At 68.0% G+C, this 15117-nt stretch carries 12 protein-coding genes and 1 rRNA gene; 12 read left to right on the forward strand and 1 reads right to left on the reverse strand.

Features of this window, described 5'->3' with window-relative positions; all coding sequences use genetic code 11:
• Positions 1-18: 18 nt before the first annotated feature.
• The 9 genes from MEBOL_RS30315 to MEBOL_RS30355 all read left to right on the forward strand — a co-directional run bounded on the left by MEBOL_RS30315 (position 19) and on the right by MEBOL_RS30355 (position 10002).
• Complete coding sequence (locus MEBOL_RS30315; RefSeq protein WP_179956321.1) at positions 19-1926, forward strand: DUF4388 domain-containing protein; 1908 nt, start codon at positions 19-21, stop codon at positions 1924-1926.
• Positions 1926-3704, forward strand: coding sequence for an ABC transporter ATP-binding protein (locus MEBOL_RS30320; RefSeq protein WP_095980708.1), 1779 nt, complete (start codon positions 1926-1928; stop codon positions 3702-3704). Before MEBOL_RS30315 ends, MEBOL_RS30320 begins: the two co-directional genes overlap by 1 nt.
• Positions 3701-4876 carry a PHP domain-containing protein gene (locus tag MEBOL_RS30325; protein WP_245918965.1) on the forward strand — a complete coding sequence of 392 codons (1176 nt, stop codon included), beginning with the start codon at positions 3701-3703 and terminating at the stop codon, positions 4874-4876. The genes MEBOL_RS30320 and MEBOL_RS30325 overlap by 4 nt, the downstream gene beginning before the upstream one ends.
• A 31-nt stretch (positions 4877-4907) precedes the next feature.
• The gene (locus MEBOL_RS30330; RefSeq protein ID WP_095980709.1) at positions 4908-6176 is read left to right on the forward strand and encodes a 3-deoxy-D-manno-octulosonic acid transferase; all 1269 of its coding nucleotides are present in this window, start codon (positions 4908-4910) and stop codon (positions 6174-6176) included.
• Positions 6173-7195, forward strand: coding sequence for a glycosyltransferase (locus MEBOL_RS30335; protein ID WP_095980710.1), 1023 nt, complete (start codon positions 6173-6175; stop codon positions 7193-7195). Before MEBOL_RS30330 ends, MEBOL_RS30335 begins: the two co-directional genes overlap by 4 nt.
• A 65-nt stretch (positions 7196-7260) precedes the next feature.
• Positions 7261-8244, forward strand: a complete 984-nt coding sequence (gene lpxK / locus MEBOL_RS30340) for a tetraacyldisaccharide 4'-kinase (RefSeq protein WP_095983097.1) — start codon at positions 7261-7263, stop codon at positions 8242-8244.
• A 49-nt stretch (positions 8245-8293) separates the two neighbouring features.
• Entirely contained in the window at positions 8294-9307 is a 1014-nt protein-coding gene (locus MEBOL_RS30345) for a bifunctional heptose 7-phosphate kinase/heptose 1-phosphate adenyltransferase (RefSeq protein ID WP_095980711.1), read from the forward strand.
• On the forward strand, positions 9304-9798 hold the full coding sequence (locus MEBOL_RS30350) for an adenylyltransferase/cytidyltransferase family protein (RefSeq protein WP_095980712.1): 495 nt from the start codon (positions 9304-9306) through the stop codon (positions 9796-9798). The genes MEBOL_RS30345 and MEBOL_RS30350 overlap by 4 nt, the downstream gene beginning before the upstream one ends.
• Positions 9799-9807: 9 nt before the next feature.
• On the forward strand, positions 9808-10002 hold the full coding sequence (locus MEBOL_RS30355) for a Trm112 family protein (RefSeq protein WP_095980713.1): 195 nt from the start codon (positions 9808-9810) through the stop codon (positions 10000-10002).
• Here the strand turns inward: MEBOL_RS30355 and MEBOL_RS30360 are convergent.
• Positions 9991-11091, reverse strand: coding sequence for a glycosyltransferase family 9 protein (locus MEBOL_RS30360; RefSeq protein ID WP_095980714.1), 1101 nt, complete (start codon positions 11089-11091; stop codon positions 9991-9993). The genes MEBOL_RS30355 and MEBOL_RS30360 overlap by 12 nt on opposite strands.
• A gap of 76 nt (positions 11092-11167) precedes the next feature.
• Here MEBOL_RS30360 and MEBOL_RS30365 point away from each other — a divergent pair, with 76 nt between their 5' ends.
• From MEBOL_RS30365 to MEBOL_RS30375, 3 genes are all read left to right on the forward strand, one after another.
• Positions 11168-12046: a YicC/YloC family endoribonuclease gene (locus tag MEBOL_RS30365; protein WP_095980715.1), complete on the forward strand. Its 879-nt coding sequence runs from the start codon at positions 11168-11170 to the stop codon at positions 12044-12046.
• Positions 12043-12675: a guanylate kinase gene (gene gmk, locus MEBOL_RS30370; protein ID WP_095980716.1), complete on the forward strand. Its 633-nt coding sequence runs from the start codon at positions 12043-12045 to the stop codon at positions 12673-12675. The genes MEBOL_RS30365 and gmk overlap by 4 nt, the downstream gene beginning before the upstream one ends.
• A gap of 856 nt (positions 12676-13531) precedes the next feature.
• Positions 13532-15067 (forward strand): 16S ribosomal RNA (locus tag MEBOL_RS30375).
• The last annotated feature ends 50 nt before the right edge of the window (positions 15068-15117 follow it).

Consider the following 15117-nt stretch of genomic DNA (forward strand, 5'->3'; position numbering starts at 1 on the left):
AGGCCTGATGCACGAGGGATGAGTGTGTACACTCGCGGCTCCGTGAAGACGCTCCTCCTGGTCGAGAGTCATCCCCCCACCCGCGAACACCTCACGGGCGTGCTGTCCCAAGCCGGCTACACCGTCCGTGCGGTGGGCGAGCCTGGTTCGGCGATGGAGCACTTCGTCGCCGACAACCCGGGCGTGGTGGTGATGTCCGTGGACATGCCCCGGCTGGATGGCGCGCACGTGGGCCACCTCATCCGCAACTACAGCCTGGGCGCGCGGGTGCCCATCGTGGCCATCGACAAGGGGCACCTGGGACGGGCACGTGGGGTCGCGGCGTTGGTGGACCTCAAGGTCAACGCCTATGTGGCCGATCCGCTCAAGCCCGGTGAGCTCGTGGGGAAGATCCAGTCGCTCGCGGCGGCCAGCGAGCAGAACGCGGCGCCACTCAAGGGCCTGCTGGCGATGCTCGTGCGCCCGGCGGTGCTCAGCGGAGACCTCAAGGGCTTTCCCTTGCCCGCCCTGCTGGTGTCGCTCTACCGGTTGCGCCGCGATGGCGTGTTGGTGGTGGCCCATCGGGATCTGACGCGCCGGGTCTTCTTCGCCCAGGGAAGCGCGGTGAACTACGACTCGAGCGCGCGCCAGGACGCGCTGCCCAACTACCTCTTGCAGCGCCAGGTGCTGACCGAGGCACAGGCCGAGCGGGTGGTGCAGGCGCTCGGCACGGGGCTGCGCATCGGCGCGGCGCTGAACGAGGCGGGCGTGGAGGCCGCGGGAGAGGAACTGCTCCACCTGCTGCGCGACTACACGATGGATCGGCTCGCCCAGGTCATCGGCATGCGGGAGGGCCGTTATGCCTTCTACCCCGGTGACGAGTTCCAGAGCGAGGTGGCCACGGTGGAAACGCCAGCGCTCGCGCCCATCCTCGATGGGGCACGCCGGGCCATGCCGCTCAAGACGCTCGCGGCTCCGCTGCGCACGCACCAGGGCGAGTTTCCGGTGCGCACGTCCGACTTTGGCAAGGACCTGGGCGCGCTGGGGCTGAACACGGAGGATTTGAAGATCGCCATGCAGATCAACGGGCGCATCGCGCTGCGGGATCTGCTCGCGCACGGACGAGGGGATCTGCGGCGCGGCTACTCGCTCATGTGGTTCTTGCGCCTGGTGGGGGATTTGGGCTTCTCGCAGACCCCCGTGGCCCAGGGGCCCGGCGAGGTGGCGGTGGTGCCGGACATCATCGCTCCGCGCAAGCGCAAGGCACTGCCCGCGGAGACGGCCGCGAGCCTGCGTGAGGAGTCGGTGCGCATCATCACGGGCAGCTACTTCCGCTGCCTGGGCCTGGACATCACCGCCGAGGCCGAGGCGGTGGAGCGCGCCTACCAGGAACTGGCCACGCGCTTCCACCCGGACAGCTACGCCGAGTTCGATACCTCGGAGATGAAGGATCTGCTCGACTCGGTGCAGGAGAAGCTGTCGGCGGCGTACCGGGTGCTGGCGGTGGAGGAGAAGCGCAAGGCGTACCTGCAATACCTCGTGTCCCGCGTGGACGTGGGGCGCGCCACCACGGTGAACGTGGACGCGGAGTTGATGCTGCGGCGCGGAGAGGCGGCGCTCAAGCGCAAGCAATACCGCTCGGCCATCATCCACTTCGAGGAGGCGGTGACGCTCAACCCCCAGGAGCCCGAGTACTACTCGTACCTGGCGTGGGTCACCTTCCTCGCGGGCGTGGGGCCCCAGGAGGATCGGGCCCGGGCGGCGCAGAAGGTGTTGCGCAAGGCGCTCGCGCTCAACCCCTACCTGGAGCGGGCGCTCATCATCTCGGCCATCATCGACAGCGAGATGAGTGACGAGTCCAGCGCGCGCAAGAAGCTGCTCAAGGTGCTCGAACTCAACCCTCATTCCCAGCTCGCCAAGGCCGCGCTGCGCAAAGTGGGCCGGTGATGTTCCAGGTGCTGAGACGGTTGCTCGGGTATGCCCGGCCGCACGTGGGCGTGCTGGTGGCGGCCTTCCTGTGCATGGCGCTGTTGGGTCTGGGGACGGGGGCGTACGCCTACCTGATGGGGCCCGCGCTGCGCTTTCTCCTGTCCGGAGGCGAGAACGGCTTCGGGGGCGCGCAGCCCGTGCCCTGGTTGTCGAGCGTGTCGCGCGAGACCGCTCTCTGGGGCTTCCCCGTGGTGATGTTGATCGTCGGGGCGATCAAGGGCGTGGGCTATCTGGGCCAGTTCTACTTCATGGGCCTCTTCGCCCAGAAGACGGTGGCGGACCTGCGCCGTGCGCTCTTCATTCGCCTCACGTCGTTGTCGCCCGCCCAGCTCGGGCGCGAGCGGACGGGAGACCTGCTCAGCCGATTCACCTCGGACGTGCAGGCGGTGGAGGCGGCGGCCATGTACACCGTGGGCTCCTACCTGCGCGACTCGCTGCAGATCGTGGTGCTCGCCGGGGTGGCGTTGTCCCTCAGTCCACTCCTGGGCGGCCTCATGTTGTGCGTGCTGCCCCTGGCGGCCCTGCCGGCCTCGCGGCTCACGCGCAAGGCACTCAAGGGCACGCGCGAGGGTCAGGTGCAGCTCGGTCACATCGCCGGGCAGTTGCAGGAAGGCCTCGGAGGCATGCGCACCATCCAGGCCTTCAACGGACAGGCGGCGGAGCTGGAGCGCTTCTCCTCGCACGCGCGCGAGCACGAGGAGGCGTTGGTCCGGGCCGCGTGGGCGCGAGGGGGCGTTCCCGGGGTGATGGAGGTGCTGGCGGCGGCGGCGCTCGCGGGCGCGTTGGCCTACGCGGCGGCCACGCATGCGATGGAGCCCGAGTCCCTGCTGTCCTTCCTCACCGCGGTGGTGCTCGTGTACCAGCCCGTGAAGGACCTGGGCCGGGTGACGCAGTTCGCGATGCAGGCGGGCGCCGCGGGTGAGCGGCTGTTCTCGCTGCTGGACCAGAGGCACCCCGTGGAGGACGCGCCGGGCGCCGCATCCGCTCCCGCGCTCGAGCGGGAGCTGCGGCTGGAGGACGTGGTCTTTTCCTACGGTGAGCGGCGGGCCTTGGACGGGTTGACGCTGTCGCTGCCGGTGGGACAGGTGGTGGCGCTGGTGGGTCCGAGTGGCGGAGGCAAGAGCACGCTCACCCAGTTGCTCCTGCGCTTCGAGCGTCCGGGCTCGGGCCGCTTCCTGCTCGATGGCGTGGACGCGGATCGCTACACGGCGGCGAGTGTGCGGGCGAAGTTCGCGCTGGTGACTCAGGAGCCCCTGCTGTTCTCGGGCAGCGTCCTGGAGAACCTGCGCATGGCCAGGCCGGACGCCTCGCGCGAGGACGTGGAGGCGGCGGCGCGAGTGGCCCACGCGGACGGTTTCATCCGGGCGCTGCCCGAGGGCTACGACACGCGCGTGGGTGAGCGAGGGGCGAAGCTGAGCGGAGGCCAACGGCAGCGGTTGTGCATCGCTCGCGCGGTGTTGTCGCGCGCTCCGGTGCTGGTGTTGGACGAGGCGACGAGCAGCTTGGATCCGGAGAGCGAGCGCGAGGTGCAGGCGGCGCTCGCGCAGGTGCTTCCGGGACGCACCGCGGTGGTGATCGCCCATCGCCTGTCGACGGTGGTGGACGCGGATCGCATCTGCGTGGTGGAGGCGGGGAAGATCGTGGAGCAGGGCCGCCACGAGGAGTTGCTGGCGCGCGGCGGGCGGTACTCGGCGCTGTGGTCGCTGCAGTCGGGGGCCGAGCGGGGCGCGGCGTGACCTTGCCGGGCGTGGTGGGCAAGGGACTCCGGGCGCTGTTGGGACTGGTACTGCTCGTCGTCGGATGGGCCGGATTCTTCACCCTGGCGGCCGTCTACGCGGATTACCCGGTGGTTCCTGTCTCGCCGCCACCGGGCGGGGCCTTGGGGCCTCGGGGCGCCTTCCACGTTCACACCACGCGTTCGGATGGGCGAGGCTCGGAGGGGGAGGTCGCCGCGGCGGCGAAGGCGGCGGGCCTGGATTTCGTGGTGCTCACGGATCACAACGACTTCGCGCCGCGTGAGCCCGCTTTCATCGACGGGGTGTTGATGGTGCCGGGAGTGGAGTTCTCCACGGCCCATGGGCACCTCGTGGGGTTTGGCTTGAAGCGTCCCCTGGAGGGCGTCCGGCGGTGGATGGACGGAGGCGAGGCGGAGAAGGCGGTGCGCGACGCGGGGGGCGTGAGTGTGCTGGCCCATCCCGTCCAGACGCGCAATCCGTGGCGCCATGAAGAGGCCGCGCGGCGGGCCGACGGCTACGAGCTGTACTCCGCGGATACCTTCTTCCGCGACGCGACGCACAGACCTTTCAGCCGGCTGTTGCCCGCGTTGGGGGCGTTGCTGGGCAATCCGGTGCACGGGGTGATGATGCTCGTGGAGCCCGGTCCGGAGCCGATGGCGCGCCTGCTGGAATTGGAGCGGGAGAAACCCCGGCTGGCGTTGTGCGCGCACGATGCGCACGGCCTGCCTCGCTACGAGGACGTCTTCAGGTCGATGGCGATGTATTTGCCGCCCTCGGCCGATGGGTCCTCCGAGGCCCTGTCCGGGGACGCGAAGGAGGCCGCGGAGCGGGTGGTGCGGGGGCTCGCGAGTGGACACGCCGTGTGTGCGTTCCGGGCGTTGGGCGAGCCGGCCGGCTTCGCGCTGGAGGGCCTGACGCCGGGCGCTCGCGAGGCTCACGTGGGTGACGTGCTCACGGTGCGCTTGCCGCCTGGGAGCGGGAAGGGCGTGCGGATCGAGGTCTGGGGCGCGGGGCGGTTGCGGCCGGATGGGGTCTCGGTGGAACTGATGGCGGAGGGGGCGGTGCAGGTGGAGGCGTGGGTGCTCGCGCCGGGAGGCTTCTTCGGCGCGCGGTGGCGGCCGTGGATCGTCCCGAGCCCCATCCAGGTGTTGCCCCGGAGCGGGGCGCGCTGAGATCTGCTAGAGGGACGCGGCCCGGGTCCCCATGCGCTTGCTCTACGTCCTCGCCAGCTACCTGCTCTTCGCCGTGCTCTTCCCCGTGCTGTCGCTGCACCGCAAGACGCGGCACGGGCTGAAGCAGCGACTCGGCTTCTACGCGTCCGGGGAGCTGCCGCCCCGAGGCCCCGGTCCGACCTTCTGGCTGCACGGGGCGAGCGCGGGAGACCTGCTGGCGCTCTCTCCGATGTTCGCCCCGCTGCGGGCACGCTTTCCCGGCTGCCGCATCGTGCTCTCCACGATGACGAACTCGGGCTACATGATGGGCCGCGAGCGCTTGGCGAAGCAGGTGGACGCGGTGGTGTACTCGCCTTACGACCTGTGGGGCGCGACGCGGCGGGCGGTGCGAGCCATCCAGCCGGACCTGTTGGTGCTCGAGTACACGGAGATCTGGCCCAACCTCATCCGCGCGGCGAAGCGGGCCGGGGGGCGCGTGGCGCTGACGAATGGCCGGTTCTCTCCCGCGAACCAGGGACAGTATCGGCGTTTGTTCTCGCTCATCGGCAATCCCCTGAAGGACCTGTCGCTGTTCCTGATGCGGGGCGACGAAGAGGCGGAGCGGGTGCTGGGACTGGGCGCGCCACGCGAGCGGGTGTTCGTGACGGGGAACACGAAGTTCGACGCGCTGGCGGCGGTTGGCTCGGGGCGGGAGGACGAGGCGCTGCGCTCGGCGCTGGGGCTGAAGGAAGGCGAGCGGGTGTGGATCGCCGGCAGCACGCACGAGGGTGAGGAGGAGCACCTGCTCGCGGTCTACCGGCGGCTGTTGGAAGCGCACCCGGATCTGCGGCTGGTGATCGCTCCGAGGTACATCGATCGCGCGGGCCGTATCGCCGCGCTGGCGAAGGAGGCGGGCCTGAGCGTGGGACTGCGCTCGAAGGGGAACGAGGAGAAGGGGCAGGTGGTGGTGTTGGATTCCATGGGAGAGCTGTCGAGGGCGTACGGGCTGGCGTCGTTGGTGTTCGTGGGCGGCTCGTTCACGACGCGCGGAGGACAGAACATCCTGGAGCCCGCCGGGCAGGGAAAGCCGGTGCTGTTCGGTCCGCACATGGAGAACTTCCAGGACAGCGTGCAGGTGCTGGTGGGCCGGGGCGGCATTCAGGTGAACGACGCGGAACATCTGTACCGGGTGGTGTCGGAGTTGTTGTCGAAGCCGGAGACGGTGGCGTCGTTGGGCGAGCTGGCGAGGGCGACGGTGCGCCAGGTGTCCGGAGCGAGCCAACGCAACGTGGATCACATGGCGCGGGTGCTTGGCCCGTGAGGATCCTGCACCTGCTCGCCAGTCCCTTCTGGAGTGGTCCGGCGGAGAACGTGGCGCTTCTGGCGCTGGCTCAGCGCGAGGCGGGGCACGAGGTGTGGGTCGCGGTGGATCGGCGGCGCACGAAGGTGTCGTCGGAGGAGCCCGTGGTGCCGCGGCTCGAGGCGTTGGGGCTCCTGGACGAGGGCGGGCTGGAGTTGTCGGTGAAGTCTCCGCCGTGGCGGGTGGTGAGGGACGTGTGGCGGTTGAAGGCGCGGGGTGTTGACGTGGTTCACGCGCACTTCACCCATGATCATCTGGTGGCGCGCTGGGGAAGGCCTCGGGGCGCGGTGTTGATCCGCTCGGTGCATGCGCCCCGGTCGCTGCGCGCTTCGCTACCGGCCGCGGATGCGTACACGGTGCCTTCCTCGTCGGTCATCGCCCGGCTGGTGGGGCAGCGGGTGCGGGTGTTGCCCCCTCTGGTGGATGCGCGGTTCCGGCCCGCGGAGGATCGCGAGGCGTTGCGGCGGGAGCTGGGGCTCACGGGCTCGCCGTTGATTGGCATGGTGTCCACGTTCCAGGCGTCCCGGCGTCACGGGCTCGGAGTGGAGGCCTTCGCGAGGCTCCGGCGGGAGAAGCCCGGAGCGAGGCTGGTGCTGGTGGGCGATGGCGAATTGGTGGAGCCGGTGCGTGCGCAGGTGCGTGCCCTGGGGTTGGAGCAGGGCGTGACGTTCGCGGGGTACCAACGCGAGGAGGCGTTCGCGCGCTGGTTGAGGGCGTTGGACGAGGTGTGGGTGTTGGGCCTGGGCAATGACTGGAGCGCGAGGGCGGCGGCGCAGGCGCGTGCGTGTGGCGTGCGGGTCGTGGCGGTGGAGGAAGGCAACTTGCCGGCGCTGGCGGACGCCTGGGTGACGGAGTTGTCGCCCGAGGCGGTGGTGGCGGCGTCGGACTCCGGGGCGCGGGTCCTGGTGCCGCCTTCGGACAACGCGCGGATCGCCGCGGAGGTCCTCGTGCTGTATGAGCAGGCGAGGGGGTCGCGGTGAGTGGGCCCACGGCGATCGAGCGGGTCTTCTATCCAGGCGCGCCGGAGTCCTGGGGCCGCAGGGCGATGCTCGCACCGCTCGAGGTGGCGTCCTGGGCCTACTGCGCGGGCGTCCGGCTGAGAGGCGCGCTCTACGACAGGGGGATGTTGCGCGGCGAGCGGGTGGAGGGCCTGCGGGTCATCTCGGTGGGCAATCTGAACGTGGGTGGGACGGGGAAGACGCCCGCGGTGCTGTACCTGGCGGAACTGCTGGTTCGAGAGGGTCGGCGGGTAGGCATCCTGACGCGCGGGTATGGCCGGGGGACGAAGGAGCCGGTGACCTTCGTGGGAGGCGAGCGCCTGCCGTCGGTGGAGGAGGCGGGCGACGAGCCCTTGTTACTGGCGCGCCGGTGTCCGGGCGTGCGGGTGTTGGTGGGGGCGGACCGTCGGGCGTTGGCGCGCCGGGCGCGGGACGAGTTCGGGCTGGAGGTGGTGCTGTTGGACGATGGCTTCCAGCATCGGCGCCTGGCGAGGGACGAGGACGTGGTGGTGGTGGACGAGGCGGTGGGGTTCGGCAATGGCCGGATGTTGCCGAGGGGCCCGTTGCGCGAGCCCTTGTCGGGATTGAACCGGGCCACGCTCCTCTGGGTGCGCACGGCGGCGGGGACGGGGGAGGGGAAGCGGATTCCCGCGAGGGCGCCGCGGGTGCGGACGCGTTATCGGCCCACGGCCTGGATGGATCCAGGGGGCGCGCTGCATCCGCCGGACGCACTGGTGGGGCAACCGGTGCTGGCGTTGGCGGGACTCGCGCGGCCCGGAGGTTTCCTGCGGACGCTGGGCGAGTTGGGCGCGGACATCCGGGGCACGGCGTTGTTCGCGGACCATCATCCATTCCATGCGAGGGAACTTCACGAGGTCCGCACCCGGGCGGCGAGCTTGGGGGCGCGGGTGGTGACGACGGAGAAGGACCTGGTGCGGCTGCCCGAGGGCTTCGAGGCCTGGACGGTGCGACTGGGGGTGGAGGTGCTCGAGGGTGAGGAGCACCTGCGCCGGGCATTGGGACTTGGGTAGGACAAGGTCAGCTTGTCGGCGAGGGGCCGCCGTGGGACAACGCGCCGCCATGGCTGCCGCGTTGCCCTCCCGAGTGATTCCGTCCCTGGCCCAGCTTCCCCTGGCATTCGCGCGCCGCAGGGTGCTGCTGGTGGGGGACCTGGTCGCGGACCATTACATCTACGGCCAGACGGACCGGGTGAGCCGGGAGGCACCGGTGCTGATCGTCCGCCACGAGTCCTCCGAGGTGAAGCTGGGAGGAGGGGCGAACGTGGCGGCGAACGTGCGAGCGCTCTCGGGGCAGGTGACGGTGGTGGGGGTGTTGGGCGCGGATGAAATGGGCCGGGCGCTGCGCGGGCTGTTCGACGAGGCGGGCGTGCGGTTGAACGCGGTGAGCGCCCGGGGTGTGGAGACGGAGACGAAGACGCGCATCCTGGCGGGAGGGATGAGCACGACCCGGCAGCAGATGCTGCGACTGGACCGGGGTCAGCGAGGCCCGCTGCCGCCGAAACTTCGGCGTGCCCTGGTGAAGAAGGTGGAGGAGGCGGCGCGGGACGTGGACGCGGTGGTGGTGTCGGACTACGGCGCGGGGGTGGTGGGGGATGAGATGCGCGAGGCCTTGCGCGGCCTGGCGGCGGACGGGTTGCCGGTGTGCGTGGACAGCCGCTACAGCTTGGCGTCCTTCACGGGGATGACGGTGTGCAAGCCGAACGAGCCGGAGCTGCAGTCGTTGGTGGGCCGGGCGCTGCGAACGGACGCGGAGGTGATGGAGGCGGGGCATGAAGTGGTGCGTCGGCTGCGGTGTCGGGCGCTGCTGGTGACGCGAGGCCGGCACGGCATGGTGCTCTTCGACGAGAAGGGGGGCGTGGAGCGGGTGCCGGTGCATGGTGCGAAGGAGGCGGTGGACGTCACGGGGGCGGGAGACACGGTGATCGCGGCGTTCGCGTTGGGGTTGGCGGCTGGAGGCGGGTATGGCGACGCGGCGCGGTTGGCGAACGTGGCGGGGGCGCTGGCGGTGCAGAAGATGGGGACGGCGACGGTGGCGCGAGACGAATTGCTGGGCGAGCTGAGGAGCCTGCGGTGAGCACGTTGGACAAGGTGCGGCGGCTGGAGGACGTGGTGGCGCAGCGCGAGCGTTGGAGGGCGGAGGGCAAGACGGTGGCGCTGGCCAACGGCATTTTCGATCTGCTGCACGTGGGGCACGTGCGCTACCTGGAGGGGGCTCGGGAACTGGCGGACCATCTGGTGGTGGCGGTGAATTCGGACGCCTCGACGAGGGCGTACAAGGGTCCAGGGCGCCCGCACATCCCCGAGGGAGAACGGGCGGAGATGGTGGCGGCGCTGGCGTGTACGGATCAGGTGGTGGTGTTCGACGAGCCGAACGTGCGCGGGATCATCCGGGCGCTCAAGCCGGACGTGCACGTGAAGGGGACGGACTACACGCCGGAGAGCATCCCCGAGGCGGACGAGGTACGGGCGTACGGAGGGCGGGTGGCGGTCGCGGGAGATCCGAAGAACCACAGCACGACGGAGCTCGCGCGGCGGCTGCGGGCGGAACGAGGCGAGCCCGGATAGGCTCCGCGGATGCGTCTTCCCGAGTGGGTGTTGAAAACGCTCGCGTGTCCTGAGTGCAACGGGCCGCTCACCGAACCGGGCTCCCTGGAGGAGCGCCCCGCCGGAGAGGAACTGCGCTGTAGGGGCTGCGGCCTCGCGTATCCCGTTCGGGACGGAGTGCCGCAACTGTTGTCCGAGGAGGCGCGTCGGCCGTCAGGACGTTGAGGCGCGGACCTGGAGGCTGTCGGCGAAGGAACGGACCTCCTCGAAGACGCGCGCCTCGATATCTCCTCCCGAGTCGACCACGGGAGTGAGGTCGACCATGCGGTGGGGTGGGTAGGGATGACCCCAGCGGGCCATGTCCATGCGGAGGAAGAGTCCGAGCGTGGGAGCGCCGACGGCCACGGACAGGTGCATGGGGCCGGTGTTGTTACAGAGGGTGAGTCCGGCATCGCGCATGAGGGCGGCCAGCTCGTCGATATTGGTGGGGGGAGCGAGCTGTGCGCCTGGAGCGGCGGCGACCACGGTTTTGGCGAGCTCCTCTTCTCCGGGACCCCAGGTGACGATGGGCGTACGTCCCGAGGCGATGAGGGCCCGGGCGGCGGCGGCGAAGGCCTGGGGCGGGATGCGACGCCAACCGAGCCGTCCGCCGGGGTTGACCACGGCGCGGGGTGAGCCCGCACCGGCCTCGAGCCAGGTATGGAACTTCTCGCTGATGAGGGGGCGGCGGAAGGACATCCGCGCGGGGCGGGAGTCATCCACGAAGGGGGAGAGCAGATGGAGGCGCTGGAGCGACTCCTGGGTTGTGTCAGCGCGAGCAGGCACGGACAGCGAGTGCAGTTTCTGGACGGGCCACATTCGTGGACCGACGACGAGTGCCTTGGGCCCCACGAGTCGCGAGACGATGGCGGAGGTCACGGAGGGAGTGGACCAGTTGGCGCAGTCGACGACGACGTCATAGCGCTCGCGCCGCAAGGCACGGATGCCGGGGGCGAGAGCCCCGAGCCACAGCAGGCGCCGGTTGAAGGGGATGATCCGATCGGCCTCGGGGTGTCCGGCGAGTACGCGGGCGACCTTGGCGTGGGCGAGGACATGCACCTCGGGAGGGCGTGAGGAGGCCTTGAGGGCGGACAGCAGGGGAGTGGTGAGGAGGGCTTCTCCCACCCGGTTGTCGATCCGGACCAGGAGGATGCGCCGGGGGAAGGGGAGGGGTGTTTCCGCCGTCCGTCGCCGTCCGGGGCGCCAGAGAAGGGCGGATGCCACGAGAGCGAGTGCCAGTTTCGCCCAGTATTCGAGCCGCTTGTGCCAGACCATCGGGGGGCGGACCATAGCAGAAAGGCACCGCACGGGTGGCTTGACCTGCTGGCCGGAAGGGCCTAGCTAGCCGCCAATGTTGAAGAGCATGACCGGATTTGGATCGGGACGTGCGCGAGTCGGGGACGAGGAGTTCTCCGTCGAAGTGCGCTCGCTCAACCATAAGTTCTGTGAGGTGAAGGCGCGGCTGCCGCGGGAGTTGGCGGGGCTGGAAGCGGCGTTGCTCAAGCAGGTGAAGGAACGGCTCGCCCGAGGCTCGGTGGAGGTCTTCATCAAGCGGCAGACGGCAACGGCGGCCGGGACGGTCCCTGTCGTGGATGTGGGGCTGGCGCGCGAGTACGCCCGGGCTATGCGCGAGGTGGGTGAGGCCCTGGGCGTGATGGCCGAGGTGTCGTGGGCCCAGGTGGCCAGCCAGCCGGGGGTGATGCGGCTCGAGGAGCGCGGGATGGATGTGGAGTCCGCGTCGCGAGCCGTTCCCGCCGCATTGGAACAGGCGCTAGGGGCCTTGGAGCAGATGCGTCAGGTCGAGGGCGAGGCGATTCGGGCGGACCTGGACGCACGACTGGGTCTCATCGAGAAATGGAGCCGGGAAGTCGCGCAACTGGCGCCCCGGTCGGTGGACGAGTACCGCCAGCGTCTGGCCGAGCGGGTCGCGGAATTGGCCCAAGGCATCTCGGTGGACGAGCAGCGCCTGGCCCAGGAAGTGGCGGTGTTCGCCGAGCGGACCGACATTGCCGAGGAAATGACGCGGTTGGCGAGCCATTTGGAGCAGTTCCGTCAACTCATGACGGGCGGTGAGCCCGCGGGCCGCCGCATGGACTTCCTGGTGCAGGAGATGCATCGGGAGGTGAACACCACGGGCTCGAAGAGCCAGCACGCGGAGATCTCCGCGCGTGTGGTGTCGATGAAGGCCGAAGTCGAGCGAATCCGCGAACAGGTCCAGAACGTCGAATGAACGAGCCCACTCCTCTCCAACCCGGTCTCCTGCTTGTCCTCTCCGCTCCTTCGGGAACGGGGAAGACGACCTTGGCGCGGCAACTACTGACCGAACTGCCGGACGCCATCTTCTCCATCAGCGTGACGACGCGGCAGCCCCGAGGTCGAGAGAAGGATGGCGTGGATTACCACTTCGTGGACGTCGCTTCTTTCCAGGAGCGGATCGAGCGGGGGGAGTTCGTGGAATGGGCCGAGGTCTACGGCCATTTCTATGGCAGCTCCCAGGCCGTGGTGGATGAAGCCCGAGCCAAGCGCGGGGTCGCGATCTTCGACATCGACGTGCAGGGCGGGCTCGCGATCAAGCGCAAGAACCCCGACGCGGTGCGCGTCTTCGTGGTTCCGCCTTCTTTAGAGGAGCTTGAGCGTCGCCTGCGCGAGCGAGGGACCGACGCGGAGGACACCATTCGCCGACGGATGCTGGCGGCTCGCTCGGAGATCGAGCGAGGCGTGGCTTCGTACGACTACATCATCGTGAATGACGATTTCGATCGGGCCTACCGGGATTTGCGGTCTGTGGTGGTCGCGGAACGCTGCAGACAGGGGCGGGTGGATCTCTCTCGGCTCGGCCTGGAGAAGACTGGAGTTTGAAGGTCCAAGCTCTTCTGCTCGGAAGAGAGTTTGGAACCGAAACGGTGGGGGTCGGTGACAGCACTGGCAGGCGCGGGGAAAAGAGCTTGCGCCGCTTGAGCGCTTGGTGGATAAGGGGCGCCTCCTCCACACGGAGTGTCGCGTAATCGACATTTCGCGGATGAGGCGGGGCTAAACACCGAAAGGTGAGCGGCCTGTTGAGCACCGGAGTCAACGAAGGGAGTTGACACGGAGGAGGGCGCGGGGCTAGAAGGCGCGCCCCCACGGACGGGAAGGCGAAACCGCACTGGCGGTGGGCACCTCCGGACGCAGCAGGGACAGAGGAAATAAGACGTCAACGAAACGAAGTTGACTCGAATGGCGGCGGTGATAGAAGCCGCCTCCCGCTGAACCGAAAAGGCCGCGCAAGCGACGCTGGACGGGCAGCAGGAAAAACGAGTCGACGAAGCGAGTTGACAGCGGCGGCGGAAAGGCAGTAGGTTCCGCGCCCCTTCGGAAGAAGAAAGCGAAAGCGGACTTCGAGACGAAGCGAAGCGGGGAAGACGAAGTCACAACGGTGACTTGACAGTCGAGCCGGTTCGGAAGTAGAGAAGGCAGCCCGCGCAGCAAGGCGGGACGGCGCCGAAAGGCGAAGCCGACGGTAGCACAGCAGCAGGCCCGCGACAAGCGGTTCGGTCTTTGAAAACCAGATAGCAAGCCCAAAGAAGACAGATTGCGGAAACCGCAGTCAATTCTTGGCAGTAACGGAGTCCGAAGGCGAGTCGGCGAGAGTCGATTGGCAGGACTCCGATGAACAGCGAAGTCAGGCAACCCCTTAGCCGGGACCTGGCCAAGCCGGTTCAATCCTTCAAAAATTCAATTGGAGAGTTTGATCCTGGCTCAGAACGAACGCTGGCGGCGTGCCTAACACATGCAAGTCGAGCGCGAATGGAGCAATCCTAGTAGAGCGGCGCACGGGTGCGTAACACGTGGGTAATCTGCCTGGGTGTCTGGGATAACCAGTCGAAAGATTGGCTAATACCGGATGAGCCCCCGGGAGCTTCGGCTCTTGAGGGAAAAGGTGGCCTCTGTATACAAGCTATCACACCCAGATGAGCCCGCGGCCCATCAGCTAGTTGGCGGGGTAATGGCCCACCAAGGCGACGACGGGTAGCTGGTCTGAGAGGACGATCAGCCACACTGGAACTGAGACACGGTCCAGACTCCTACGGGAGGCAGCAGTGGGGAATTTTGCGCAATGGGCGAAAGCCTGACGCAGCAACGCCGCGTGTGTGATGAAGGTCTTTGGATTGTAAAGCACTTTCGACCGGGACGAAAACCCCCTGGCTAATACTCAGGGGCTTGACGGTACCGGGAGAAGAAGCACCGGCTAACTCTGTGCCAGCAGCCGCGGTAATACAGAGGGTGCAAGCGTTGTTCGGAATTATTGGGCGTAAAGCGCGTGTAGGCGGCTTTGCAAGTCGGATGTGAAAGCCCTCGGCTCAACCGAGGAAGTGCGTTCGAAACTGCAGAGCTTGAGTGCCGGAGAGGGTGGCGGAATTCCCCAAGTAGAGGTGAAATTCGTAGATATGGGGAGGAACACCGGTGGCGAAGGCGGCCACCTGGACGGTGACTGACGCTGAGACGCGAAAGCGTGGGTAGCAAACAGGATTAGATACCCTGGTAGTCCACGCCGTAAACGATGAGAACTAGGTGTCGTGGGTGTTGACCCCCGCGGTGCCGTAGCTAACGCATTAAGTTCTCCGCCTGGGAAGTACGGTCGCAAGACTAAAACTCAAAGGAATTGACGGGGGCCCGCACAAGCGGTGGAGCATGTGGTTTAATTCGACGCAACGCGCAGAACCTTACCTGGTCTTGACATCCTCGGAACCTCTCAGAGATGAGGGGGTGCCCGCAAGGGAACCGAGAGACAGGTGCTGCATGGCTGTCGTCAGCTCGTGTCGTGAGATGTTGGGTTAAGTCCCGCAACGAGCGCAACCCTCGCCTTTAGTTGCCACGCAAGTGGATCTCTAGAGGGACTGCCGGTGTTAAACCGGAGGAAGGTGGGGATGACGTCAAGTCCTCATGGCCTTTATGACCAGGGCTACACACGTGCTACAATGGCCGGTACAAAGCGTTGCCAACTCGCGAGAGGGAGCTAATCGCATAAAACCGGTCTCAGTTCAGATTGGAGTCTGCAACTCGACTCCATGAAGGCGGAATCGCTAGTAATCGCAGATCAGCACGCTGCGGTGAATACGTTCCCGGGCCTTGTACACACCGCCCGTCACACCATGGGAGTCGATTGCTCCAGAAGTCATCTCACCAAGAGGTGCCCAAGGAGTGGTCGGTAACTGGGGTGAAGTCGTAACAAGGTAGCCGTAGGGGAACCTGCGGCTGGATCACCTCCTTTCTAAGGAGACCGGGTACACGGTGAGCGCTTCGGCGCCACAGGGTGTACCA

The organism is Melittangium boletus DSM 14713 (genome assembly GCF_002305855.1).
Taxonomy (GTDB): Bacteria; Myxococcota; Myxococcia; order Myxococcales; family Myxococcaceae; genus Cystobacter; species Cystobacter boletus.

Bases quoted from the DNA above. Each gene is read 5' to 3' on its own strand.
- MEBOL_RS30315 (WP_179956321.1), top strand. From the start codon at position 19: ATGAGTGTGTACACTCGCGGCTCCGTGAAGACGCTCCTCCTGGTCGAG.
- MEBOL_RS30320 (WP_095980708.1), top strand. From the start codon at position 1,926: ATGTTCCAGGTGCTGAGACGGTTGCTCGGGTATGCCCGGCCGCACGTG.
- MEBOL_RS30330 (WP_095980709.1), top strand. From the start codon at position 4,908: ATGCGCTTGCTCTACGTCCTCGCCAGCTACCTGCTCTTCGCCGTGCTC.
- lpxK (WP_095983097.1), top strand. From the start codon at position 7,261: ATGCTCGCACCGCTCGAGGTGGCGTCCTGGGCCTACTGCGCGGGCGTC.
- MEBOL_RS30345 (WP_095980711.1), top strand. From the start codon at position 8,294: ATGGCTGCCGCGTTGCCCTCCCGAGTGATTCCGTCCCTGGCCCAGCTT.
- MEBOL_RS30355 (WP_095980713.1), top strand. From the start codon at position 9,808: ATGCGTCTTCCCGAGTGGGTGTTGAAAACGCTCGCGTGTCCTGAGTGC.
- MEBOL_RS30360 (WP_095980714.1), bottom strand. From the start codon at position 11,091: ATGGTCTGGCACAAGCGGCTCGAATACTGGGCGAAACTGGCACTCGCT.
- MEBOL_RS30365 (WP_095980715.1), top strand. From the start codon at position 11,168: ATGTTGAAGAGCATGACCGGATTTGGATCGGGACGTGCGCGAGTCGGG.
- gmk (WP_095980716.1), top strand. From the start codon at position 12,043: ATGAACGAGCCCACTCCTCTCCAACCCGGTCTCCTGCTTGTCCTCTCC.